This is a genomic window from Kutzneria sp. NPDC051319, assembly GCF_040682195.1.
Lineage (GTDB): Bacteria > Actinomycetota > Actinomycetes > Mycobacteriales > Pseudonocardiaceae > Kutzneria.
In genome coordinates, this window is record NZ_JBFBAM010000013.1 from 162,675 (window position 1) to 187,622 (window position 24,948).

Annotated in this window: 21 protein-coding genes; 6 read left to right on the forward strand and 15 right to left on the reverse strand. The window is 69.3% G+C overall.

Going from position 1 to position 24,948, the window contains the following annotated elements:
• The first annotated feature begins 329 nt into the window (after nt 1-329).
• The gene (locus AB0M73_RS16145) at nt 330-3,419 is read left to right on the forward strand and encodes a CHAT domain-containing protein (RefSeq protein ID WP_363891383.1); all 3,090 of its coding nucleotides are present in this window, start codon (nt 330-332) and stop codon (nt 3,417-3,419) included.
• Between the two features lie 48 nt (nt 3,420-3,467).
• Nucleotides 3,468-4,529, forward strand: a complete 1,062-nt coding sequence (locus tag AB0M73_RS16150; RefSeq protein WP_363891384.1) for a tetratricopeptide repeat protein — start codon at nt 3,468-3,470, stop codon at nt 4,527-4,529.
• Between the two features lie 828 nt (nt 4,530-5,357).
• Here the strand turns inward: AB0M73_RS16150 and AB0M73_RS16155 are convergent.
• From AB0M73_RS16155 to AB0M73_RS16180, 6 genes are all read right to left on the reverse strand, one after another.
• Nucleotides 5,358-5,825: a DUF6010 family protein gene (locus tag AB0M73_RS16155; protein ID WP_363891385.1), complete on the reverse strand. Its 468-nt coding sequence runs from the start codon at nt 5,823-5,825 to the stop codon at nt 5,358-5,360.
• A gap of 212 nt (nt 5,826-6,037) precedes the next feature.
• Entirely contained in the window at nt 6,038-6,898 is an 861-nt protein-coding gene (locus AB0M73_RS16160; protein WP_363891386.1) for a metallopeptidase, read from the reverse strand.
• The gene (locus tag AB0M73_RS16165; RefSeq protein ID WP_363891387.1) at nt 6,895-7,416 is read right to left on the reverse strand and encodes a DUF6292 family protein; all 522 of its coding nucleotides are present in this window, start codon (nt 7,414-7,416) and stop codon (nt 6,895-6,897) included. The genes AB0M73_RS16160 and AB0M73_RS16165 overlap by 4 nt, the downstream gene beginning before the upstream one ends.
• Nucleotides 7,417-7,489: 73 nt before the next feature.
• Complete coding sequence (locus AB0M73_RS16170; protein ID WP_363891388.1) at nt 7,490-7,795, reverse strand: hypothetical protein; 306 nt, start codon at nt 7,793-7,795, stop codon at nt 7,490-7,492.
• A 32-nt stretch (nt 7,796-7,827) separates the two neighbouring features.
• On the reverse strand, nt 7,828-8,271 hold the full coding sequence (locus tag AB0M73_RS16175; RefSeq protein ID WP_363891389.1) for an Hsp20/alpha crystallin family protein: 444 nt from the start codon (nt 8,269-8,271) through the stop codon (nt 7,828-7,830).
• Between the two features lie 170 nt (nt 8,272-8,441).
• The gene (locus tag AB0M73_RS16180) at nt 8,442-9,011 is read right to left on the reverse strand and encodes a helix-turn-helix domain-containing protein (RefSeq protein WP_363891390.1); all 570 of its coding nucleotides are present in this window, start codon (nt 9,009-9,011) and stop codon (nt 8,442-8,444) included.
• A 92-nt stretch (nt 9,012-9,103) separates the two neighbouring features.
• Here AB0M73_RS16180 and AB0M73_RS16185 point away from each other — a divergent pair, with 92 nt between their 5' ends.
• Nucleotides 9,104-10,060, forward strand: coding sequence for an NADP-dependent oxidoreductase (locus tag AB0M73_RS16185; protein ID WP_363891391.1), 957 nt, complete (start codon nt 9,104-9,106; stop codon nt 10,058-10,060).
• Nucleotides 10,061-10,082: 22 nt separating this feature from the next.
• Here AB0M73_RS16185 and AB0M73_RS16190 read toward each other — a convergent pair whose 3' ends face one another.
• The 4 genes from AB0M73_RS16190 to AB0M73_RS16205 all read right to left on the reverse strand — a co-directional run bounded on the left by AB0M73_RS16190 (nt 10,083) and on the right by AB0M73_RS16205 (nt 13,327).
• Entirely contained in the window at nt 10,083-10,211 is a 129-nt protein-coding gene (locus AB0M73_RS16190) for a hypothetical protein (protein ID WP_363891392.1), read from the reverse strand.
• Nucleotides 10,212-10,350: 139 nt separating this feature from the next.
• Nucleotides 10,351-10,815, reverse strand: a complete 465-nt coding sequence (locus AB0M73_RS16195; protein ID WP_363891393.1) for a VOC family protein — start codon at nt 10,813-10,815, stop codon at nt 10,351-10,353.
• Between the two features lie 6 nt (nt 10,816-10,821).
• On the reverse strand, nt 10,822-12,246 hold the full coding sequence (locus tag AB0M73_RS16200) for an aldehyde dehydrogenase family protein (RefSeq protein WP_363891394.1): 1,425 nt from the start codon (nt 12,244-12,246) through the stop codon (nt 10,822-10,824).
• A gap of 13 nt (nt 12,247-12,259) precedes the next feature.
• Nucleotides 12,260-13,327, reverse strand: coding sequence for an NAD(P)-dependent alcohol dehydrogenase (locus AB0M73_RS16205; RefSeq protein ID WP_363891395.1), 1,068 nt, complete (start codon nt 13,325-13,327; stop codon nt 12,260-12,262).
• A 160-nt stretch (nt 13,328-13,487) separates the two neighbouring features.
• Here AB0M73_RS16205 and AB0M73_RS16210 point away from each other — a divergent pair, with 160 nt between their 5' ends.
• Together AB0M73_RS16210 and AB0M73_RS16215 are read left to right on the forward strand one after the other, a co-directional pair.
• Nucleotides 13,488-15,653 (forward strand): NB-ARC domain-containing protein, encoded by a 2,166-nt coding sequence (locus AB0M73_RS16210; RefSeq protein ID WP_363891396.1) that lies wholly within the window; start codon nt 13,488-13,490, stop codon nt 15,651-15,653.
• A complete protein-coding gene (locus tag AB0M73_RS16215; RefSeq protein ID WP_363891397.1) occupies nt 15,650-16,321 on the forward strand; it encodes a Crp/Fnr family transcriptional regulator in 672 nt (223 codons plus the stop codon). Before AB0M73_RS16210 ends, AB0M73_RS16215 begins: the two co-directional genes overlap by 4 nt.
• Nucleotides 16,322-16,329: 8 nt before the next feature.
• Here AB0M73_RS16215 and AB0M73_RS16220 read toward each other — a convergent pair whose 3' ends face one another.
• From AB0M73_RS16220 to AB0M73_RS16235, 4 genes are all read right to left on the reverse strand, one after another.
• A complete protein-coding gene (locus AB0M73_RS16220; protein WP_363891398.1) occupies nt 16,330-16,908 on the reverse strand; it encodes a hypothetical protein in 579 nt (192 codons plus the stop codon).
• Nucleotides 16,909-17,315: 407 nt separating this feature from the next.
• Nucleotides 17,316-18,326: a hypothetical protein gene (locus AB0M73_RS16225; RefSeq protein ID WP_363891399.1), complete on the reverse strand. Its 1,011-nt coding sequence runs from the start codon at nt 18,324-18,326 to the stop codon at nt 17,316-17,318.
• Nucleotides 18,323-19,003 carry a hypothetical protein gene (locus tag AB0M73_RS16230; protein ID WP_363891400.1) on the reverse strand — a complete coding sequence of 227 codons (681 nt, stop codon included), beginning with the start codon at nt 19,001-19,003 and terminating at the stop codon, nt 18,323-18,325. The genes AB0M73_RS16225 and AB0M73_RS16230 overlap by 4 nt, the downstream gene beginning before the upstream one ends.
• A 186-nt stretch (nt 19,004-19,189) precedes the next feature.
• A complete protein-coding gene (locus tag AB0M73_RS16235; protein WP_363891401.1) occupies nt 19,190-20,101 on the reverse strand; it encodes a hypothetical protein in 912 nt (303 codons plus the stop codon).
• Nucleotides 20,102-20,222: 121 nt separating this feature from the next.
• Here AB0M73_RS16235 and AB0M73_RS16240 point away from each other — a divergent pair, with 121 nt between their 5' ends.
• Nucleotides 20,223-21,179 (forward strand): hypothetical protein, encoded by a 957-nt coding sequence (locus AB0M73_RS16240; RefSeq protein ID WP_363891402.1) that lies wholly within the window; start codon nt 20,223-20,225, stop codon nt 21,177-21,179.
• Here AB0M73_RS16240 and AB0M73_RS16245 read toward each other — a convergent pair.
• Nucleotides 21,152-24,940, reverse strand: a complete 3,789-nt coding sequence (locus AB0M73_RS16245) for a hypothetical protein (protein WP_363891403.1) — start codon at nt 24,938-24,940, stop codon at nt 21,152-21,154. The two genes, AB0M73_RS16240 and AB0M73_RS16245, sit on opposite strands and share 28 nt — an antisense overlap.
• Between the last annotated feature and the right edge of the window lie 8 nt (nt 24,941-24,948).

Below are 24,948 nucleotides of genomic sequence, written 5' to 3' on the forward strand. Positions count from 1 at the left end.
CGAGGCCCGGCAGCGCCGATGGGATGGAGCGGACGCCGCTGAGACCAGCGGGGTAGCCAGCTCTCAACAGTAGGTCCTCAAGGTTGTCGAGGTCGCTGGCCAGATCCGATGGCGACCCCCCGTTTCGGACCGCCACCGCGCTCTGCCAGGCCAACTTGCGTATCGGACCCGCTGCGGCGAACGGGTCTCGCCCCTCCGACAACAAGGCACAGAGCACCCCGAAGCGCCGTTCGTCGTGCCTGCCTGGTGTGTCGCTCACTCGTGTGCCTCCGTTGTCCACCAGCTCTCAGTTGGAGATCCTAGGGTGATGCCGAGCTCAGGGGGACGAAATGCATGACGCCGACCCGGCCACGCTCATCGCCGAAATAGCGGCCTGCGTCCAGCGCTTCGGCCAGACCGGTGACGTCCGTGAACAAGATCGTGCAGTTGCGCTAGCGCGCCTTTGTGGGGACAGCAGGGCCGAACGCGGCAACCTCGCCACAGTCCTACTGGGCCGGTTCGAGGCGGTTGGGAACCGACCCGACCTCGTAGAGGCCGAATCGGTGCTTCTGGAGCTCGCACGTTCGGGCTCGATCAGAACTGATCAAGTTTCGCAGCTGGCCAGGATGGCCTTGCACGGCTACGAGCTCGACGGCGATCAAGCCAAGCTTGAGCGATCGATCGAGATCAGCCGGTACACCTTGGCTAACGCATTGCCGCGTGACAGTGCCCTGGCCGACCTGAACCATGGACTCGCCAGGGCATTGGTCGACCGCTTCGACCGAGACGGGCAGATCGGCGACCTGGACGAAGCGATACGGGCTTACCAGGCGGCAGCCGGCGCCGATACCGGGTCGAGACGGCTCGGCCAGCTTGTGAATATCGTGCGGCAGTCGCGCCGCCGGATCGAACTGCCAGTGCCGCTCACCGACGCCACACTGCTGGAGTCCGCAATCGCGGCGGCGGACGAGGCTGCCGCGGCCTTCCCCGACGACCATCCGCTCAGCGGCGAGCTGATCCAGGCGTCCGGCGTGCTGTGGAGATATCGCTACGAGGCGACCGGAGACCCGGCCGATGTGCATGAAAGCCTCCGCCGGTTGCGGCGTGCGGTCGAGCTTCCTGTCGAGAACGCAGGGGACCGCGCAAGTCGGTTTGTGAGCCTCGGCGCGGCACTGCACCGCGAATTCCTGGTCACTGGCGACCCCGAACTGCTCCAGGACGCGATCGACAATGCTCGTCAGGTGCTGGCTTGGACGCCTGAGACCGACCCGGAGCACCCGGCACGGCTGAACAACCTGGCTATCGTGTTGCGGGCACGAACCACCTACTTCAACGACCTGAACGCGCTGCGGGAGGCGATCGGAGCGCTACGCGAGGCTCTAACGCTCTACCCCAGGGCGTCGTCACGTGCGCTCTCAGTGAGCTTTCTGAGCACGACGCTCCAGGATTACTTTCACCGCACCGGGGCTCCAGAAGTCATAGACGAAGCCGTCGCATACGCTCGCGAGTCGATCCAACTTGGCAACGTGCATCGGGAACAAGCGCTCGTGCTCGCCAACGCGCTCATACTGCGGCACGAGCTGCGAGGCGGCATCGGCGATTTGGAGGAAGCGCTGAACCTCCTGCATGACCTGCTTGACAAGTTGCCGCCAGGCGCTCCGGGGCGCGCAAGCTGCCTTGGTGTTCTGGGGCGCGCTTGGCGGCTGGCGTTTGACCGGACGGGTGACCTGACTGCCCTCGACAACGCCATCATGGCGTTCGGGCGGGCCGTGCGAGCCGATCCGGTGACCGACTCGGACCGCGCCGAATACCGCCGCTCATACGCGAGGCTCCTGCTCGTCCAGCATGACCGCGTCGGCACCACGGGCCCCTTGTGGTCTGCGGCGGGGGCTTTCGCTGCGGCCGCAGCCGACATTGCGAACTCCCCCCGGAATCGGATACTGGCTGCCGGGCACTGGGTGGACGTGGCGATCAGGCTTGGTGACTGGCCGGGCTCGCTCCAAGCGGCCCGATTGGCGATGTCATTGCTGCCGCAAGTGGCATCGAGGCGGCTCTCGCGCGCCGATCGGGAACGCACGATCGCCCAACTAAGCGGGCTCGCCGCGAACGCGGCGGCATGTGCGCTCCAGGTGGGTGACGCAGATCGCGCCGTCTGCTGGCTGGAACAGGGCCGCGGTGTGCTGCTTGGCCAGATCCTCGACACACGGGGCGAGCTCGGCCAGTTGCGCAGCCGTATGCCAGAAGCCGCCGCGCGGCTCGCGCGGCTGGACGAAGAGCTCGCGACACTCGATGTCGCCCCCGAAGACAGCGAGCGGAGACACGCGACAGCGCGAGCACGCGACCAGCTGCTGAACGAGATCCGGGCGGTCTCCGGTTTCGAGCAGTTCCTGCTGCCGCCGACGGTGGCCCAGGTACACGAGTGGGCCGGCCCGGGACCGGTTGTCCTGCTCAACGTGAGTAGCTTCCGGTGCGACGCGCTGGTGCTCGTAGAGGGCAAGGTCACGGCCATCCCGTTGTCTGGCCTGACATACGACGTCGCCGCAGCCAACGCCGATAGATGCGCCGAGGTTCTCGACGCGGCCTACGAACGCGGTCGCGAACAGGAAAGCGGACGGGCTCTGGCTGAAGTCTTGAACTGGCTGGATGAATCCGTCACCGGCCCGGTGCTCGACCAGTTGGACCGGCTCGGCTACGGTGGCGGCCGCGTCTGGTGGTGCCCTGGTGGGCCGTTGACGTCATTGCCGCTGCACGCTGCTGGGACACCGGGTCGAACGGTCATGGATCGCGTCATCTCGTCCTACACCCCTACGATCCGGGCACTCGGACACGCCCGCGCCGCCGCGGCTCGGCCGGCACGGGCGCCGGGCATGGTGACGGTGGCCGTGCCGGAGCCGGCGTCCGCCGCACCCCTCCCGTATGCGGAAAGGGAAGCCACCGCTGTCGCTGAGCTTTGGCAGGCGACGGCGATCCTCGGCGCGGAAGCCACGCCCGTACGTGTTCTCGACGCGCTCGGGCGTCACGGCTACGTCCACTTCGCGTGCCACGGCGTCTACGATGCCTCGGACCCATCAGCGAGCAAGCTGCTCCTGCACGGGGAGCCGCTCTCGGTGTTGGAGGTGTCCCAGACGCACCTGCCGCACGCCCGCCTCGCAGTGTTGTCCGCATGCCACACCGCCCGCGGTGCCGCGTACCTTCCCGATGAGGCCCTGCATCTTGCTGGCGCTTTTCAGCTTGCCGGCTACCCGAGCGTCGTGGCCACTCAATGGAAGCTCAACGACCGGATAGCGTCGCAGATCGCGGTCGCCTTCGAGACCGCGATAGCTGCCATCGGGATGCCGCCGGCACCCGAGCGGGCCGCCATGATGCTGCACGAGGTACTGCTGCGTTACCGCGACTACCCGCCGAGTGTTTGGGCTAGCTGGGTGCATTCCGGTGTTTGAGCGGCAGGTTCTGTCTCGCTGTGCCAAGGTGAGCTGGGGAGGGGAGCCATGGAATTCCGGCGAGGGCGCAAGCAGACTGAGCGGACCGAATCCGTGCCCGAGGAGATCGTGTTTACCCTCGGCGGGCTCACGGGGGCAAAGTGGCACTTCGAGGCGATGCTCCACAGGTACGGCGAGGCCCATCCAGAAACGATCAAAGCGATTCAGTTGATCGTCAACCACCTCGCGCACGACCAGCGGCGCCTGCAAGTCGCAGCTGAGTTGCAACACCACGTCGTCAAGCTGACCCACTTCACGCTCGGATCGGACCATCCGGACCTGTTCACCGCCCTGTACGTCGCGGGCAATCTCCAGTACCGCGTGGGGAACTTGGAATTGGCCGAGGCGATGCTCCGCGACGCTCTCATCGGTCAGGACCAGCGGCTGGGCCGAGACCACCCGGACACCCTGGGGACCGCATCGTTCCTCGGGCTTGCACTCGTTCGACTCGATCGGCACGCAGAGGGCCTGGCGTTGCTCCAAGACGTGTCGGAGCGACGGGCACGGTCGCTCGGCGCAGTCCACGAGGACACCCTCGTCAGCCGTGATCTTCTGGCCGACGCGATGCGGTCCGCTGGCTGGCTTGAGGAGGCAGCGGAGCTCCACTTCGAGTTGCTTCACGACAAGATCTGTCGATTCGGCCCTGACAGTACAGAAGCGGCTATCGGTCGGAACAACGTCGGCCTGACGATGTTCCAGCTCGGCCACCACGAGGAAGCGATGAAGCTTTTCCGGGAAGTCCTCGCAACGGTCGCGGCCGATCCTAGCCAACAAGCACTCGCCTCGAGCGCGCGCAACAACCTCGGAGCTGTCCTCTACAGATGCGGTGAGCTCGCCGAGGCCGGCGCCCTGTTGCGGCACAGCATCTCCGAAAACGAGAGCAGGCTTGGTCCTGATCACCCCGACGTCATTCGATTGGTCGACAATCTGGCACAGGTGCTTGCGATGGACGGCAAGCGGATCGACGCGGCCCAGCTAGCCCGGCGGTGTCTGGCACACTACGAGCGCCGTCTGCCGCAAAACCATCCCAAGCTGGTCGGCTTGCGGGACTTCATCGCGGGGTTGTTCTGACACTGGAGTTGGCGCGAACACCTCGTACTGGAGCGGCGACAACGGGTTTGCGCTGCGGACGAACGAGGTGCACGCGGAGTGCCTGAACGGTCACCAACTCGATTACGCAGAAATTTGGTGTACGTCATCCTGTGTGAGCCTTCGCCTGCTCGATGTTCGTCGTGGCGGGGCGGGCGGCGAGCGCCTTCGGCGGTGGTGTTTGGCGAGACGGGTGTTCTCCTTGCAGGGTGATCCGTTGTGGTGGTCGACGCCCCGGCGTCGGCGGGCGGGCGCGCTACTTGGCGACGACTCTGGCGTCGCCAACAGTGGACGCTTGAGGTCCGCCGCCGCAGCATGATCATTTGGCGAAAATGTGGAGACGGGAACCTGGCGGAACGCGTCGGAAGCGGTCGCAACGAGGCGGTAAAGATGCCGCTGACCTGCGGCGATGGGGATTGCCGCAGGTCAGCGGCGAGGCGTTGCAACTTTGACACGGTAGGGTTCGCTGGCTGCGTCCCGGCTCGCCGTGTTTGCGGGACAGATCCGGGACAACGCCGGTCTGGTGGCCAGCTGGCTCATCTATCCACCCAGGTAGAGGCCCATGCGGGTGCTGAACATCAGTCCCACCGCGAGGAGCTGGGCATCTTCGCCGGCGAGTCCCTGCACCTCGACGGCACCTCTGGTTGAGCCCATATTTACCTCTGACCAGCGTGAACAGGTGACTTGCTCTTCTTCGGCACGAGCACCACCAACGTCAGCCCCGTCGGCGGAATCACGCCGACGGGCGACCGCGGCAATCGGCGAATTGGCCGGGGACCGGTGAGATCGCCGAACGGGCAAGCCGATCCTTCAGCCGGTTGACGGAAGGCCGCGCTCCGGCTCGTCCGATCGGTGTTGTCGGCCGGTGTCGCGACGCAGTGGGCGCCGCGCGAACCAGGACCTGGTCAGGCTGGGCAGCGAAGGTCCGCCACGCAGGCACCAGATGGCGATCACCGGGTCGCAGATCGCGCAACCCAGCGACGAATGCGAGAAGAACGGAATGATCGGGGCGCCACGCAGATAGTGCAGGACATCCCAGACGGTGTGCAGCAACCAGGCGACGCCGATCCATGTGTACGAATCGAGCCCGCGGTAGGCGCAGTAGGTGACCGCGGCGGTGAAAACGAACTCCCAAGGCCCGAAGCTGCCGCTGCTCAGATAAGCCGCTCCCGCGCCGGCGACCATGATGGCGTTGAACCGCCGCCTGGCCGGTTCGCGGAGGAGGGACAGGACGAAAGCGTATGCGATGCCGATGAGGACTGGCGCGACAACAAGCATCTGCGAAGGCTACTGACCGGTGGTGAGGGGTGACAGTTCCTGAATTGCCAAGGAGCGACGGAAAATCGCCAGGTCGCGGTTCCGGCCGGGCTGGCGAAGGTCGTGGGGTAGGCACGCGGGCCCCCGACGGCCACGCGACCTCTCGGCGCCGAGAGGTCGATTCACCTGGCCGGCTATGTCCGCGGCGAGCTCCATCGGGCCGTTCGCGGCAGTCACACCGGCGTCTCCCCGGGAAGCGGTTGGAGTAGTCCGCACGACTGCTCGAGAAGCTCTCCGGCCGACCGCAGCTGGGCCGCGATCCGCTGCCGCAGCGCGATCAGGTCGTCGACCTGACGTCGGGCATCGGCGATCTGCCGACGGGACCGATCGCGTGCCTCCGCGAGTAACCGGTCAGCCTCCGCATGGGCGGACGCCCGGAGTGCGGCCAGATCAGCCAGGGTTTCCTTGCGACGCGCGGCCATCGCGATCTGGAAGTCGTCCTCGACTAGCCTGCGCTGCACGGCGGCTCGCTCGTCGAGTTCTGCTCGGCGCGCGGCGGCCCGTTCGGCGATGGCCCGCATCTGGACGTGAGCCTGCCGCAGCAGTTCCTGGTGCTCGTGCTCCATCTGGCGACGTCGAGCGTCGAGCTCGGACGCGAGCCGGTCGCACCGCTCGCGCAGGCGGGCAGTGGCGAGCCGGGTGCTCTGCCAGCTCTGGTCGGCCGCGGCCCGGGCCGACGACGTGATCTCGGCGGCTTCGGCACAGGCGAGTTCCACCATGCGCCGCAACCGTTCCGTCAATCCTTCGGTGTCCACCGGGGCTCGGCAGACCCGATCGAGCCTCGACCGGAGGTCGGCGATCTCGCGGCGCTGAGCCTCCACTTGCCGGGCAAGGTCGTCCGCCCGCAGGACGGCGGCGTCCCGGTCGGTCGTCAGCAGTCGAAGGTCGGCGTCGACCGCGTGCAGATGGCGCTGAACCTGATAGCGGTCGAAACCGCGCAGCACCACGTCGAAGTCGACGGCCAACGGCAGGATGTCCTCGGCTGCGACCTCGTCGACGGCGACGTCCTGGACGGTGTCGTCCACCACCGTCATGACAGCGTGTTCCCCCCTCCGTGGGCGTTGTCCGACCAGCTTTCGAGGTAGCGCTCGGCGAGCACGACGCCGGCGTGCCGGCGGTCGAGGCCGGGCAGGTCCGGCGGGTCGGCGCGGCCGACGCTCCGACCGGCGCGCAGCGCATCGACGAACCGAACGAGCACCCGTGGCGGAGGTGTGGCGCCGTGTGCCGGGTCCAGATAACCGAGAACGAGGAGATCCCCGCCGGAATGCGTCTCCACGGCCGCGGCCCAGCCGTGGCGTTCGTCCCAGAGCAGGGCCAGCTCGCGGTCGGGGAAAGCCGGTGGTGTCCCGTCGAGTGCCAGGTAGGCAGATGCCGGGACGGTGCTGTCCACCGTGCTCGATTCTTCGCCGACGCCGAGCGCGCGGGCGACGGCGGTCACGTACGCGCGTAGTCCGCGATCGAAGGTGTCGGCGTCGATCCAGGTGAACTCGGTCAGGTCGGCTGTGCGCCGAGCCTCGATGGGGCTGTCGGCCAGCTTCGGCGCGCTGTGCACCCCGCGTTCCTTTCGCCAGTGGTTGATCATTCGGATTCAGGAGGACGGGCGGGCCGTCGGCCCGCCCGTCGCGTCACCACATCGTCGATCGAGCATCACCTCCCTGGCCTCGTCTGCCGAGCAGGACGCGTTCCGGCGGCGACCGGGCTCGGGGCCAACGTCGATCGACCGTGCCGCGCCGGCCACGGCGTGCCGGCAGAGTCGGCGGCACGTCGGACGGTGGCATCGCGGCCGGGCGAGGCTCGGCCGGATCCGGCGGCGTGGACCACTCGGCCGCGATGATGGCGTCGAACTCGGCGCGAACCAGTTCGTCGTCGGCGCACAGGAGGTCGAGGAATTCGTCACCCACCCGGTCGTCGGCTACGGACTCCGTCGTCATCGCGTCACCTCCGGCTCGTGCGGGGCCGGGTGTCAGGCGTTGATCTGCCTGGTCTCCGCGTTCGCGTTGTCGATGGCGATCCGCCGCGGCTTGGCTTTCTCCGCCACCGGGATTCGCAACGTCAGCACGCCCAGCTCGTACTGGGCGGCGATGTGCTCGGTGTCCAGCGCCTCCCCCAGGAACAGCTGGCGGAAGAACACCCCCAGCGGACGCTCGGCGACCTGGGTCTGCACGTTCTCGGCGCCGTGCAGCGGACGGCGCTCGGCCTTGACGGTCAGCACGTCGCGCTCGACGTCCAACTCGATCGCCTCGGGATGGACACCGGGCAGATCGAAGTGCACCACGAACTCCTCGCCCGTTCGGTAGGCGTCCATCGGCATCGCCGCCGGACGGGACCACGTCCCCGGGGTGGCCGCGCCGACAACCTGCTGGGCCAGCCGATCGAACTCCCGGAACGGATCGGTGCGCATCAACATCGTTCCACCTCCACGTCCTTCGTCTGGTGTCAACGCGCACCACAGTTGTAGCATGTCGTCCAAATGATGACAAGTGAGATGTCGTCGATAGGATGACAGTGTGAGGAGCTCACGCACGAACGCGGCTTGCCCCGGCTGTGGGCGCTGCCCCGAACTCCGACGATCCGGGCTCACACCGGCCGGAGGCCGTCCATCAGGAGGGTGAGCAGACGGCCGGCCTTGGCTTCGTGCTCGGGCCGGGGGGCCACGGTGAAAATGCCGATGAGGGAGGCGGCGATGTCGTCGGCGGTGACGTCGGAGCGGAGATCGCCCGCCGCGCGGCCGGCGTCGAGCATCATGGTGATGGCCGCCAGTAGCTCGGTCCGGGTCTGCGCATGGGCGATCTCGCCTGACTCGATCATCGCGAGCAGCGTGTCGAGCATGCCGTTCTTGGTGGCGATCCAGTCCCCGAACATGTCCATCCAGCGTCGCATCGCCGTGGCCGGGGGCAGCCGGCCGAGCAGCTCGCGGGCGCCGGTCGTCAGCCGCGCGACCTGGTCCCGGTAGATCGCGTCGACCAGCGATTCGCGGGTCGGGAAGTGCCGGTAGAGGGTGGCGATGCCGACCCCGGCCTCGCGGGCGATCGCCCGCAGCGACGGCTCGGCGTCGGCCGACCCGAACATGCGGGTCGCCACCGCGAGCAGCTGGTCGCGGTTGCGGGTGGCGTCCGCCCGTGGCGCGCGTGTCTCCGCCTCACTCAAAACGGATCACGCTCCGGTTGTGCTAGGGTCATCCATGGAAACGGAGCATAGTCCGTTTCAACATTCCCTCGGTCACAAGGAGACAGGCGCACATGCGGCAACCAAGCGATCGCCCGTCGACGGCCAGCAGCAGAGCGGTCCAGCTCGATTCGTTCGGCGGCCCCGAAGTCCTCGACGTCCGTGAGATTCCCGCGCCGCAGGCCGGCCCGGGGCAGGTCCGGGTGCGGGTCGCCGCGGCCGGTCTCAACCCGATGGACTGGATCATGACCGCCGACGCGGACACCGCCGCCCGGTTCGGCTTGAGCCTGCCGGTCGGGTTCGGGACCGACTACGCGGGAGTGGTCGACCAGGTCGGTGCCGGGGTGACCGGCTTCGCCCCGGGCGACCGGGTGTTCGGGGGCGCCCTGTCCCGCGCGGTCGCCGACTTCGTGGTGGTCGATGCGGCCGGCGGCGTCGCGGCGAACGAGGCCTGTCACACCCCCGACGGCGTCGACGACCGCACCGCCGCCACCCTCGCGATCGCCGGCCGCACGGCATCCGCCGCCCTGGCCGTGATCGACCCCGGTCCGGACGACACCGTGCTGATCGGCGGCGCGGCGGGCGGGGTCGGGGTGTTCGCCGTCCAGCTGGCCCGGATCGCGGGGGCGCGCGTGATCGGGACGGGATCGGCGACATCGGCGGATTTCCTGCGCGATCTCGGAGCCGAGCCCGTCGCCTACGGCGACGGCCTGGCCGACCGGGTCCGAGCCCTCGCTCCCGACGGGGTCACCGCCGCCATCGACCTGCATGGGACGGACACGGTCCACACCGCACGGGAACTCGGCGTCCCGGACGCCCGCATCTGCGCCATCGCCGCGCAGGTCGACGGCGTGTCGACAGCCAACGGCGCGAACGCCGCTGTCGGCGCCCTGGACGAGATCGCCCGTCTGGTCGCGGCGGGCCACCTCGGGGTGCCTGTCGCGGCGAGCTTCCCGGTCGAGCAGATCCGCCGCGCGGCCGAGCTCCAGGCCAGCCGGCACGTGCACGGCAAGGTCGTCATCGACCTCTAGCGTGAAGAGGTCGCGCCGGGACTCAGAACGTGAAGCCGGCCGCCTGCACCTCTGCGCTGGTGCTGGGCAGGACGCGCACCCAGGTTCGGATGAACCGGCGAGGCACCCTGGCGTTGAGCGCGGCCACCTCCTTGAGGCGCTGCCTGGTCATCTCGGAGCCGGCGCTGTTGGGTGCGGCGTCAGCTTGTACTGCTGGACGGCCAGCAGCGTGTTGTCGCTCACGAGCTCCGGTGGGCCGTCGGGCAGGCCGATCACACAATCGGCCTGCTCCGAACAACGGCACCGGATCGTCACCGGGAATCCCAGAGTTTGCGCACCAGCTCGTACACCCTTTGCCCGTGGGAGAACTCGATGGTGTTGCCGTCGGGATCGCGGAGCGCGCAGACGTAGCCGACCTGCTCGTTCACGTACTGCGGCTCCCAGTGCAGCACACCCATCTCGCGGGCCCGATCCGCGATGCTGTCGACATCGGACCGGCTCGGCATTTCGATACCGATGTGCGCGAACGGCTTGAGCAGGCCCAGCTGACCACCGGCCGTCTCCTTGAACGACACCAGGACCAGCACGAACGGCGTCTCCGTCTGCTGGGCGTTCGACAGCCACGCGCTTTCCCCGGCGTCGTCCTCGAACTGCGCGACGACAACCAGCGGCGTCAGTTCCGTATAGAACGCAATGGCCTTCGCCAGGTCACCGGTCGGCAGTGCGATGTGGGTCCACCGCGGCTGCGTGAGGGCAAATCGGTCCGAGTCCGCCATGGCCGATCACTTCCGGCGCGGCGGACCGGCGAGGACCTGGAGCTCCGTGAAGCCGTACAGGCCCCAGGGACCGTTCTCGACGCCGAGGCCGCTCCACTTGTGGCCGCCGAACGGCAGATTGGGGCGGACGCCGGCGCCGTGGCTGTTGATGGTCACCTGGCCGCTGTCGACCTCGGTGGCCAGCGCGAAGGCGCGCTCGGCGTCGCCGGACCAGATCGATGCGGTGAGGCCGTAGTTGGTGCGGTTGGCCCGGGCCAGGGCGTCGGCCTCGTCCCGGTACGACATCACGGGCAGCACCGGCCCGAACTGCTCCTCGTCGACGATGCGGATGCCGTCGTCGACGTGGTCGAGGATGGTGGGGGCATAGAAGTAGCCGGGGCGGTCGAGGGGAGCGCCGCCGGTGACCGCGCGGGCGCCACGGCCGAGGGCGTCGGTGACGAGCTCGCTGACCCGGGCGAACTGCGGCCGGTTGTTGATCGGACCGAGCTGCGCGCCGGCGACCACGCCGTCGTCGACCTTGATCGTCGCGGCGATGGTGGCGAGGGCGTCGACCAGCTCGGCGTGGATGGACTCGTGCGCGTAGACCCGCTTCACGGCCAGGCAGACCTGGCCGTTGTTGCGGAAAGCGCTCCAGAACAGGTCCTGCGCGATCGCGGCGACGTCGACGTCCGGCAGGATGATCGCCGGGTCGTTGCCGCCGAGTTCCAACGTCACGCGCTTGAGGTCGTCGGCGGCCGAGGCGGCGACCTTCTTGCCCGTGGCGGTCGATCCGGTGAAGCTGACCTTGCGGGGCACCGGATGCGCGACCATGGCCGCGCCGAGCGGATCGCGGCCGGTGACGACGCTGAGCACGCCGTCCGGCAGCACGTCGCGCAGGACCTGGCCCAGGGCCAGCGTGGCCAGCGGCGTGAACGGGGAAGGCTTGAGCACCACCGTGTTCCCGGCCCGCAGGGCCGGCGCGATCTTCCACGAGGCCAGCGCCAGCGGGAAGTTCCACGGCGTGATGGCGGCGACCACGCCCAGCGGCTTGCGCACGACCTCCTGGTACGCCACGGCGTCGTCCTGGATCACCTCGCGGGGCACCTCGAGTTCGGCGTAGTAGCGCAGCCAGGCCGCCGCCGCGCCGATCTCCTCCAACGCGTCGTTGAGCGGCTTGCCCTGCTCCGCCGTGAGCACCGGGACCAGCTCGTCGGCCCGCTTCTCGACCGCGTCGGCCGCCGCCCGCAGGGCCGCCCGCCGGACGCCCTCGTCCCGCCGCCAGCTCTGGAAGGCGTCCTGTGCCGTGGCGAAGACCAGGTCGAGTGCCTTGTCGCCGATCTGGGGCGCCTGCGCGAAAACCTCGCCCGTGGCCGGGTTGATCACGTCGAAGGCGCCGTCGGCGGCGAAGTCGAGCGCGTCCGCGGACACGATGTCGGCGATGGCGGAGGACATGGATGCTCCTTTGTCAGGGCAGGAGAACGGGTTTGATCGTCGCGCCGGAAAGCGAGTCGCGCTCGGCGGCGTCGATGTCGTCGAGGGGATAGGTGCGGATGAGCCGGTCGAACGGGAAGCGGCCGTCCCGCCAGAACTCGATCAGCCGGGGCAGGAGGACCTTCGGGACCGAGCCGCCTTCGAGGGTGTAGGTGACCGTGCGGCCGGCCAGCTGCGAGGGATGCACCGTCAGCATCCCGGCGCCCACGCCGACCAGCACTGCCTTGCCCCGTCGTCCCAGCACGGCGATCGCGTCGCCGATGACCTTTTCCACCGCGGTCGTCTCAAGGCTGAAGTCCATGCCGCGCACCTCGTCGGTGACGGCTTGGCAGGTGCGGGTGGCGCCCAGCTCGGTGGCCATCTCCAGGCGTGACTGGAGAAGGTCGACCACCACGATGTCGCTCGCCCCGGCCAGCTTGGCCGCCATCACCGCCGCCAGCCCGACCGGGCCCGCGCCGAAGACCGCGATCGACTGCCCCGGGGCCAGCCGCATCTCGTTGAGCACGGAACCCGCGCCGGTCTGAAGTCCGCAGCCCAGCGGGCCTAGCAGTGCTAGCGGCAGGTCGGGATCGACCACCACGACGTCACGCTGGGCGACCACCGCGTGGCGGGCGAAGGAGGACTGGCCGAACCACCGGTTGCGCACCGGCCGGCCCTCGGCGTCGACCGCGCTCGTGCTGCCGTCGGCATATCCGCCGCTCACGTTGCGGAGCTCGAACTCCTCGCAGTACGCCGGGCCGCCCTGGAGGCACTCGCGGCAGGCGCCGCAGGAGGCGAAGCTGAGCAGCACGTGGTCGCCGGGGCGTATCCCCGTGACCGCCGTGCCGACCTCCGTCACCACACCGCTTCCCTCGTGTCCCAGCACGATCGGCGCCAGCGCCGCCCCCATCTCGGGGTCGCGGGGCAGCATGTCCGTGTGGCACATGCCCGCGCCGGCGATCTCCACCAGCACCTCGTCCGGCCGCGGGCCGTCGAGGGTGATGTCCTCCAGGGAGAATCCCCGATCGAAGCCGCGCAGCACCATCGCCCGCGTCGTTGTCATGCTTTCGAGTGAACGTCGTCGGTCACCGCGGGGCCTCTCGTCGATGGTCAGCACTCTCACGTTAGCCAGGGGGCATCCTGGCGGCACCCGTCGCCGGCCGTGCGGGCAGAACCTTCGCTCCGAACGCTCTACTGTGGTTGCGGCGCAGGGGAGGGGGTTCATGGACGAGGTCGGCAACTCCATCCGGGATTCCTTCGTCGGCTTCGCGGTCCAGGCCGGCCGCATCTCCGGCGGCGTGCACGTTCACGCCGCTTCGCCGGTCGGTTGGCCCCACCGCGTCGGCGTCGTGCCGCCGTTGGCCGACTGCCGTCAGCTCCGCTCCGCCGACACCGAACTGGCTTCCCAGTCCTCCGGGTGCCTGGTGTTGACCGGCCTCGGCGGCGTCGGCAAGACCCAGCTCGCCGCCGCCCTGGCCCATCGCGTCTGGTCCCAGCGCGAGGTCGACCTGGTCGTATGGGTCACCGCCACCTCCCGCACCAGCGTCGTCGCCAGCTACGCCCAGGCCATCGGCGACATCACCGGCGGTGCGGACCCCGACCAGGACCAGGCCGCCGACCGCTTCCTGGCCTGGCTGGAGGCCACCGACCGCCGTTGGCTCGTCGTGCTCGACGACCTCACCGATCCCGCCGACCTGCACCGCCTCTGGCCCCCGACGTCCGGCCGCACCGTCGTCACCACCCGCCGCGAGGACCACGCCCTCACCGCCGGGCGCCTGGTGGTTCGCGTCTGCCTCTTCAGTCCCTCGGAGTCCTTGCAGTACCTGGAGGCCAAGCTTTCTTCTGCCCAGCTCTCCTCGGCTGCGGACTTGGCTTACGACCTAGGCCACCTGCCCCTGGCCCTGTCTCAGGCCGCCGCCTACATCCTCGACCGGGACTTGACCTGCGCCGACTACCGCACCCGCCTCGCAGAACGCCGCCTCACCGACCTGGTGCCCGAACCCAGCGCCCGCCCCGACGACTACCGCAACGCCGTCACGGAGACCTGGTCGTTGTCCATCGAGCTGGCCGACCGCCTCCGCCCGGAAGGCTTAGCCGGCTCCCTGCTCCGCATCGCCGCGTTACTCGACCCCAACGGCATCCCCGCGCGTCTGTTCACGACACCGGTTGTCTTGAACTACCTCGGTCCCGAGCCAGTCCATCCGGACGACGCCCGCGACGCCCTCCGTTGCCTGCACCGCCTCAGCCTCGCGACATTGGACGAGGCCACCGACACGCTCCGCGTGCACAATCTCCTGCAACGGGTGGTGCGTGAGCAGACCAATGACCTAGCTGTGCCTGCGGGCATCGCCGCCGACGCCCTCATGGACCTCTGGTCGGAGGCTGCACGGGACGAGCGCATCCTCCTGGCTAATACCGCAGCCCTGCAGGAATCGGCCGGATCGACGTTGTGGAGTGCGGACGGCGCCGATGTCGGCGTGCTGTTCGTGGCAGGCGCCAGCCTGGGTGGTTCCAGGCAGGATGCGGCGGCCGCTGCCTACTTCGAACGCCTGCACGCCACTGCTGTCGACCAGGTCGGGCCGAACCACCACATCACCCTCGACGCACGGCATCAGGGCGCGTTCTGGCAGGGCGTGGCGGGAGACCCGGCCGGTGCGGCCGTTCTTCTGGCCGAACTGGCCGATCTCCAGAGGCAGATTCTCGGACCGGACCACCCGAACGTGCTCCACAGCCGCGCCCAGCTGGCTCAGTGCGCCGGGGAAGCCGGAGACACAGTGGCCGCCGCCTCCGAGCTCGACCGCATCGTCGAGGATGGCACGCGGATTTTCGGCGCCGAAGATGCCTTTGTCCTCAACCTTCGGTACCTCCTCGCCCACTGGCAGGGGAAGTCCACCGATCCGGTCTCTGCCTGGCAAGAGCTGGTGGCCGACTACCTCCGTGTTCAAGGCCCGGATAGCCGGATGACAATCGTGGCTCGCTGGCAGTTGACGAACTGCCTGGCCGAGCGTGGCGACATGGCTGACGCCGTGGCGATGCTGGAGGAGCTACTGCTGGATATGCTCCGAGTACTGGGTCCCGACCATCCGGAGACCCTGACTGTCCGCCGCAGCCTCGTGACCTGGCGCGAGCAAGCGGGAGGCGGCTTTGATGCCACCGAGCTGCGGACGTTGTCGTCCGATGCCGATCGCCTACTGGGCTCCGATCATCCCTTCACCTTGGAGCTTCGCTGGGATGTCGCAACGAGGCAGATCCTGGACGGTGATCTTCTCAATGCGGTCGAGGTCTTTCAGGGTCTGCTGAACGATCATGTACAGGTGTACGGCGATGGCCACCCCAATGCCGCCGCTGTTCGCGAAATCTTGGCTGTCCTGCAAAAGCGGGCCACATGAATCCGGCGCGGGGGAGTCTGCTGTCGTACCTGACCGAGGGCGAGCGGGAATACCTGTTGGCCGGCGGGGTGAGGCGCAAGTTCGGCGCGGATGAGGTGTTGATCCGGGAGGATGATCCTTCCGACTTCCTGCACGTGATCGTGGACGGCTGGGTGCGGGTGTCGACGCTGCTGGAGGACGGGCGGGAGCTGGTGTACGCCCTGCGGGGGCCGGGGGACGTGCTGGGGGAGCTGGCGGCGCTGCACGGGTGGGAGCGGACGGCGTCGGTGCGGAGTGTGGAGCCGACGACGGTGGTGCAGCTGACGGCGCAGCAGTTCCAAGGGGTCCTGCGGAGCCGGCCGGAGATCGGGATCGCGGTGATCAAGTCGCTGGCGGTGCGGCTGCGGGAGGCGGAGGGGGCCAGAGTGGTCTCGGTGGAGCTGGACATCAGCCACCGGCTGGCCCGGCACCTGGCGCGGCTGATGGAGGAACGAGGGCGGACGACGGTGGAGGGCATCGAGATCGACACGCCCTTCACGCAGGAGGAGATCGCCAACCAGCTGGGGGCGTCGAGGCGGGCGGTGGCCCGGGCGATGGCGATGCTGAGGTCCCGAGGGGTGCTGAGCACGGGGCGCCGACGGATCGTGGTGGAACGGCCGGACGTGCTGAGGTCCCTGGCCTGCCTCTGAGCCGACCGCTACGGGGAGTTCTTCGCCGACACCGTGTTGTCGCAGGTCAAGTAGTGGGTGTGGGGCGCGATCAACGCCGAGCCCACGCGCCCGGCGGCCACTTCGACCGGGCCGACGGCCGCGACGGCGTGCACCCGGCGATCGGCCGCCAGCGCCAGCAGCCGATCCGGCACCGGGCTCACCAGGTCGTAGAACTCGAAACACCGCAGTTCGGCCCCGGAGAACTCGATCTTCGGGCGTAACCGATCAAAGCTCAGGTTCTGGCCGGGCACCCCGAACTCGGCCAGAACCTCGGCGAGCGCGCGCCGCAGGCACTCCTCCCCGTCCTCACGGCCCGTCCCGCTCTCGAACCACCGCACGAACCCCTCGATCGAGCCGATCGGCAGGTTTCCGCGCAGGTGATGGTCGTTGTCGGCGTCGAAGCCCAGCCGCCCCAGGGGTTCCGTGTACCGCAGCACCGCACCCGGCGGGGCGAACGCCCCCGGCCGCGACGCCGACTCCACGAGCACGATCCGGTCGTCCTCCTGGATCCGCAGCACCGCCGCGCAGTTCACCCGCACCGGCCGCGGACATCGTTTCCAGAACACGGACTCCCACCTCCTTCCGGGTGAACGCCACGCCCCGTGGGACCGGCCGCTCCTAGCATCGAACTGGATGGTCGCGTGGCCGCGGCGCCGGAACTGGCCAGTCGCCGGCCATGTTGCGCCGGCTCTGGCCGATCATGCCGAGTGAGCCAGATGGCACGTTCGTGGTGTGCCGCATGGCACTGTGCCGCGTCCACGTCCGGCGCATGCTGAATGCGGCCGGATTCACCGGTAGCGAATTCCCGGGTGATTCGTTCGGTGGTCGACGCCGGCCTTCTTCGCTCACGAGGGAGGGGGAATCATGGAGAGTCACGTCATTGTTCTGGTCGCCGGGCTTGCTCGGATCTGACCGGGCCCACACGCTCGCTGTGCTCGCCGACCGGCTGGAAGCCGGTCGGCGAGCGCGTGCGTCAGCCGGGCACGAACAACCACGCCTGTTCGCTGAAGCCCTTTCCGGGAATGTCGACGCCGACCTCACGAAAAGCGTCGGGCGAAATTCCGGGATAGCCGTGCCTGAGCACGTCTTTGAACAAGGTCCTCGACGCCATCACCACATGGTCGACGCCGGTGTTCGCGGTGAGGGCCGAGCGCAGCGCCGGCGAGTCGAGCAGGCGGTGCACGGCGATCGTCGCGGTGCCCACCCAGCCGTTGACGCTGGGCGTGAGCAGCCCCCGATCCATCGCCGTCCTGATGCGCAGCCGATGATGGTTTTCGAGGCCTCGGTTCACGTCGCGCATCGCGTGCGCGAGCCCCTCGATCAACAGCGGCACCACCCGCGCCTCGTCCAGGTTCTCGGGCAGGATCGCGAACTGGCTGTCACCGGCGCCCTCGGTGATCACCGCCGACTCCTCGACGCCGGCATGGGCCCTGGCCCGCCGCAGCACCTGCAACAGCCTCTCCTGGGCCACCATCGCCTCCGGGTTGCCGAACCGGCTGTAGTGCTCGATGTCCGCCGCCATGCACAGGCGCACGCGTGGCTGGTCATCGCTGGACCGTCGACCGGCCGGCAGCACCACACATAACCGCCACGGCGTGGGCACATGGTGGTGGTCGAGACGCCGTCGTAGCAAGGGAAGTCTCGTCCGGGCGAAGGACATGTCCACGCGCACCGTCAGGTCGAGCTCTCGCGGCGAGGATTCCATCGGCAGGAATGCCTGTAGCGCAACGGCTTCCGTCGGCAGCGCCGGCCCGTCGAGCCGGCCGAGCGTCCAGCTGAACGTCGACTCCCCGATGCCCGACACGGAGCTCAGCGTCTCCGGCCCGGTCAGATCGGCCACGACGACCGACGGGGAGAGCCCGGCCCGCACGTGGGTGACGACCCTCGACCACCCCAGGTCCGCCCGCTCCGGTGTCAGCGTCACCGTCAGGATCGCCCTGCTGTCCGTGGCGGGCACGCAGTTCGCCGTCACCATCGCGTTCACCGCAGCGAAGGGATGTCGGACCGGGTGCGCGTGCCTCCGGTGAGGTAGGCGGCATGCGGTGCGACCAGCGCCTTTCCCGCGCGGCCGTGGGTGATGTCCGCCGACGTGGCCGCCAGGACCGTCTGCACGTGGGGATCCGCTGCCAACTCCAGGATCCGGTCCCGCAGCCGAACCGCCTGCTGGTTGGCGCACACCATGTCGTGGAATTCGAACCTTCGCAGCTGCCGGTACGGTTTGCCCGCCACCGGCGTCGGCCCCTCGACCTCCGTCCTGAGATGAGCGAAGCTCAAGTTCGCCACATCGGCCGCCAGGGCGGGGAAACCCACCTCGGTCAGCTCCTCGGTCAGCTCACGGCGCAGACACTCGTCCGAGTCCTCACGGTAGGCGCCGCTGTCGAACCAGCGCAGGAACTCCGGCACCGACCGGGCCGGCAGCACGCCACGGATGTCGTTGCGCATATCGGATTCCCGGTCCGTCCACCGGTCTCCGTGAAAGCCCAACCGGTCCAGCACGTCGGTGGCCGGGCCGAAATACTTGTACACCCCGCCGGGCGGCGTGTACGCCCCCGGCCGGGATCGAGCCTCGAACAGCACGATCCCGTCGTCGTCCCGGATCCGCAGTATCGCGGAGAAGGACACGCGGACGTGTGGCGGAGCTGAGCGCGGGCGCCAGACCACGAGCCCCACCTCCTTTCTCGTGAACCCGCCGCCGGCCGGCACGTCCGTCAGTGACCGGCGACGCAGTCGTGGAGGGACAAGCTGATGACCAGACGACCACAGCCGTTGTCGCCGGGGCAACGACAATCGCTGCTCGACCTGTTCCGCGCGGAGGTCCGCTCGGCGGCCGACCGGGGGGAACCGGTGTCAGCCGACGATCTCGACGACAGCATCGACGATCCCGGCCAAGCGGACGGCGGTTAGCCGATCGTGGAAGACCTGCCGCACCACCTCGATCGTCACCTCACGCACATCCTCACCTGCCTCGACCCGTCGACTGATGATCCGCACCATCCGCTCGGCCACGTCCTCGCCGGTGTCGCGCTCCGCAGCGAGAGTCAGCGGCGTCGCGGCCGGGTGCATCGGCGTGGGCGTCTCCTTGCGTCCCAATGGCCTTTCGATGTTGGCGTCGAACCAGTGCGGCCGGCTGCGCATCGCCGCCAGCACCCGTTCGACGTCGCGGCCGGTGGCCTCCGTGGTGCTGCCGGGCCAGTCGCCCGTGACGCTCGCCCGACGTTCCGTCCAGCTGTCGATCGGCCACAGCTTGTGGCCCGCGGTGTTCGGCACGCCGACCCATTCCATGACGTGCAGGGCCAGCGCGACCAGCCACGGATCGGCGTCGAGCCGATCGGCAAGCCACCGCGGCACCCGGGGTCGCTGCGGCGCCCCGAGCAGACCGCGACGCCGGCGGTAGCCGTCGATGGTCGCGGACCTGGCCATTCGGGCGATCCACGCCTCCAGGTCGACGATCGGCGCCGTCGCGCGGCGCCGCACGCCATCCACCACCGCCTCCACGTCGTCATGGAAACCGTCGACACAATCGGGTGACAGCAGGGTCATGCGGGTCGCGCACCGCTGATGGCCGCGACGCAGCTCCAGCGGTCTGGTCAGGCGGTCGAAGACGATCGGCCACACGAGTGAGTACAACGCCCCGTCCAGTCGAGCCCGCCTAGCATTGGCCGGGCTGGAGAGCTGCGCGCCGAGCCGCCCGCCGCGGGCGAGTTCGCGCAGCTCGTCGAAGTCGCCCCGCTGGACGACGGGAGTGTGCGCTGCCGACACCGACGATCTCCTCACACATCCGGATAGCCTGTCCGGGTGGATGGTGGCCTGGCCGCGGCGTTGGAACTGGCCAATTCCAGGCCGTTCCGCGGCAACACCGGCCAAAGGCCGTGGAGGGGGCATGACGCGGTTCGAAGCCGACCTGACCCGGGAGTTCATGGCTCTGCGCCGGGGAAGGGGCCTGCACCGGCCGAACGTGCACACGGTGATAGGGCCGGCCATCGCGCGGTGGGCGGACGTTCCCCCGGATTGCTCGAACGCGGACGTCAGACGGCTGGTGAACGCCGCCGTCGCGCAGATCCCGGACATGGACCTGCCCGAGGAGGAACGGCGTGTGGTGCTGGTGGCCCTTGCGCTGGACCGGGAGTTGCGGTCCGCCACGCTGTCCACGAGGACCGAGTTGCTGGGCACCGAGTTCCGGTGGTCGGAGCGGACGACCCGAAGGCGGATCGACGACGCGTTCGCCAAGCTGGCGCAGGTGATCGTCAAACGCGTCGACCCGTCCGACCCGGAACGCGGCTGGGCGGTGCGACGGCTGCGGGTGTTGGTGCGGCTGGACCGTGAGGCGCCCGAGGTGATCGAGGAACGCACGATCGTCGCCACTCGCGACGACCTGTCCCAGATCGTCGCCCGGTTCAGCGTGCCCCGCAGGCCCGACTCGGCCGACCTCGACCGCGAGGTGCACGCCGACGTCCAGCACGGGGCCCGCATCGTCGCCGAGAACCGCCAGGGCGCCAACCACTTCCGGTACCTGCTCGAACTGCCCCGGCCGCTGGCCCGAAACGAGTCGCACACGTATTCGATCGTGTTCCAGGTCCGCGACGGGCAGCCGATCTCCGACCACTACGTGTTCAACCCGTTGGTCAGCTGCGCCATGTTCGAGGCCCGGGTGCGATTCGACGCCGGCCGCCGGCCACTGGTCGTGTGGCGCACCGACCGTGCCTCGCCCCGCACGTTGCCGCACCACGGCGTGCCCGACGGCCCCTTGCTCACCCTCGACCGGGCGGCCGAGGTGGTGGCCCGCTTCGACGGTCCCGAACAGGGCTTCAGCTATGGCATCTGCTGGCGTTCCGCCTGATCTACCGCCATGAGGTGGTCGTAGGCCTTCTGCAGGATCGGCTCCGGTCGGCCGTCGGCGATGTGCCGCTGGATGATCGGCGCCGCTTCGACGAGCCGCGCGGTCGCGGCCGCATGCGCCCAGTCCACCAGGTTCTCCGCGGTCACCGCGGCCAGCAGCCGGGCCCGGGCGTCGTCGCCGAACACGTGATCGGGTCCGGGCTCGCCGGCGGGCAGGAAGCCGTAGCTGGACAGGGCGTCGATGGCCAGCGCGACGTCGCCCTCGTTGATCAGCGCCTCGTGTTCGCCGGGCTCGCCGTGGCAGATGCCCAACGCGACCGTCCACGGCCCGAAACGCCGCTCCGGCAGATCCCGCCGCCGGACCGCTTCGGCCGCTCGCAGGGCCAGCCTGATGCCCCGCATGCGGTGGTGCTTGAACACCGCCACCAGCAACGCGGCCGGCCCCTCCAGATCCGCGGGATCGATCGTGGGCAGCATTCGCAGCACCAGCTCCTCGGCCCAGTCGAGGTCGTCGGCGCCCATTGTCGCGGCCGCGATCAGCAGTCGGTCGGCGCTCGGCGCACGGCCGAGGCGAGCGACGATCTCGGCCGCCAGGTCGGGCGCCTTCGCCAGCAGCCGGTGGGCCGCCGTTGCCGCCTGCTCGGCCGGTCCGCTTTCGACGTCGTGCAGCCACTGTTCGACGCTGCCCGCCACCGACGGGGGCTCGCCGAGCAGGCCGGTCGACATCAGGAAACCGAACCTCAGCCTGGGAAACCACGTCTGCCGGTCCTGCGCGGTGAGGTGTTCGGTGATGGAGGCCTGCTCAAGGCGGATGGCGAAGGCCTGACCGATCGTCGTGACACCGCGCAGCCGCTCAGCGAGACGGGCCAGCTGCAGGCAGCCGGCGGTGGAGTAGGCCCGGTCGAGGGCGGGCGTCGACTTCACGCCCAGCTTGTCGAGCGCCGTCTTCGCCTGGTGGTTCAACGGCCACGGATTGTCCGGCGAGATCTGCGCCGCGACCAGCAGGCCCAGTTCCGACAGGCTCGCGGCGGCCACGACGGAGCACGCGTGCTGACGAAGTTCGTGACTGGTTTCCTCGGTGAGCACGGCCTGCGCGGCCGCCACGAGCGCCACGGACGCCGACCGGTGATGCGGACCCGGTCGGGCGCGCCGCCGCAGGTCGTGCAGCGCGGTCAAGGCCCCCGACCGCGCGAGGTCGGACGCCTCCGACGACGTGATCACGCGCGACAGTGGCTCCGGCATGCCCAGTTCGAGCAGCACGGAACTGGCGTGCCTGGCCCACGTGCCGTCGGGGTGGAGGAGTTGGCGCTCCAGTTGCCGGCTGAACTCCTGCATTGTCGTCGCGGGCTGGTTGTACGCCGACGCCAGCAGTTCGGCCTTGCGCTTCGGGCTCGATGCCCTCTCCACGACCGCCGACACGTCGTCCGCCGAGACGTCCGGGCGCGCGACATACACGGTCAGCGCGTCCTGCCACTGCTGCGCGGTGTGCCGCCATTCCACGATGTTGGGGGCGGACGGGCCTCGACGCAGGCCCGAGGCGGCGAGATGATCGCGGTCGGCGTTGTCCGCGAACCGAATGCGACCGTGGTCCATGACCGCGATGCCCGACCGGATGAGCCGGGCGTCGACCGGCCTCGATTCGTTGCGGTCCAACAGGTTCATCGCCAGCAGCTCGCCGGCCCGCAGCACCTGCTCGTCACCGTGCACCTTGGCCAGCAGCAGGGCGCGGTGAAGATCGACCGCCGAGTCCGGCACCCCGTTGGCCGCCACGTAGTCCACCAGCAGCGACAGGTCCCGGGGGCGGCCGATGTTCAGCCGCTGCCACCCCCGGTCGTTGAGCAGCGCGTCGAGCAGCTTCTCGACCGCCACCTCCGGGACCCGGCGCCAGAGATAGATCTCGATGGCCCGTTCGTCGAGATTTCTCAGTTCGACCTGCTCGAAGCCGTCGACGGCCTCGCCGGCGGCGAGGATCGGCATCGCGGGGTACAGGCTGTGAAGCTCGTTCACCACCTCGGGTGAGGCGTCGTCGAGGATCAGGTGCACGACGCCGAGGCGGCCGTGCTCCGGGTCGATCATCGGCGGCCGGAAGTCCCTGGCGTGCACGAACAGCGGCACCGGCTTGGTGTCGTCCGCGACGAGGCGGTGCCCGAACTCGCGCAGCACCGTGGTCTTGCCGCTGCCCCTCTCGCCGCTCAGCACCACGTGGTCGTGCTCGGCGAGCAGCTTCTGCACGGAGGGCGAGTCGTTGGCGGCCAGCTCCAGGTAGTGCTCGACGCGAAGGTCGGCGGCCAGCTGCGGCGACGCGTCGCGCAACACACGCCGCAGGTGTCGGGCGAGTTCGGCCTTGGCCTGGTCGAGCTGCGCGTCCCAGTGCTCGAAGGGATCGACGTCCGTCAGCCATTCGGTGGCAACCGCGGCGACCGCCGTAACGGCATGCAGCTTGGCGACGCTCTGCATCTTTGCCGGCCACTTGAGGGTGCGATGTGCGGAGAGGAGCAACTGGGCCAGGTGATCACGCCACCACTCGGGTCGGGCCTGCGCCGGGTAGAGCCGATGCGCCTGCACGCGGATCGTGAGCAGCACCCGAAGCGCGTCATGGTTGTCGGCGTGGGTGAAGCGACGGCAGATCCGCAACACCTCTTCGGCGCCGACATCGAGATGCAGCAGCCGGCTGCCGAGTGCGAGGGCACGCTGGAGCCGGATCAGCTCGGCCGGATCGCGCGAGGCGTAGACGTCCCGCAGCAGCGACACTTCCAGCCAGGAGAAATCGAACTGCTGGGGGGCGCCGTCGGCGAACTCGGCGTAGTCGATCAGGTACGGCCGCCCGTCGACCACCATCACGTTGGTGCAGTTGAGGTCGCCGTGCGCCGCGGACGTCACGCGGCCGGGCAGCCCGGTGGTCAGCACGTCGAGCAGCGCGGCGAAGGGATCCGCGCAGGGAATCGCCGGAGTCGGCAGCAGTTCTCGACGCGCCGAGCCCCGGCTGGACACGACCACGCCGCTCCCGGCGCTGGCCTCAGCTCCATCGACGTGGATCACGACCGGGTCGGCGGCGTCGGCCTCGAAGGCCACGCGGTCGCCCGGCGCGTAGTCGTCGGGACCGCCGGTTGTTGTGCGGCGAAGGATTCGGTGCACCAGAGCCGGAGCCGGCGGGCCGTCGTCGGACCGGATCTCGAGGCTCACTCCGAGCCTGCGGTTCTGCGTGATGAGCGAGGAGACGTCCGGGTTCACGCCGCGGACGTCGTAGAAGGTGGACCGGGCGGCCTGGAACAGCCGTTCGATCGCGGTGACGGTCTCGTCCTGCCGTTGCGGGTCGGCGGCCACCTCAAGCAGCGTCCATGCCGGACTGGACGCGTCACCGGCGAATTCGGACGCGTCGTCGTACACGATCGCGCCCCAGTCATGCACCCGGCTGCGCTGCTCCCGGGCGACGACATCGCGAGACGCGGCGAGCACCCGCGCGAACACGGAGTTGCCGCGTCGGCGGATCTTCTGATAGCCCAGCCATTCGCGGGCCATCACGTCCACCCGGTCGACCTTGAGCACGCGGGTCAGCGCCTGTCCCTCGAACGCCAGTTCCACCCGCAGCACCATCCCGCCGCTGCGACCGTCGGTGAAAGCCTTGAGCACCTTGACATGCCGCACCACATGCGGCCAGGCTCCCTCGCCGTCGGCCTCGATCCGGCCGAGCGCCCAGCGCACCTGGTCGCGCTCGTCCTCGCCGAGCACACCCTCGGCGAAAGTGGCTTCCGGTTTGCTCACGTGCACCA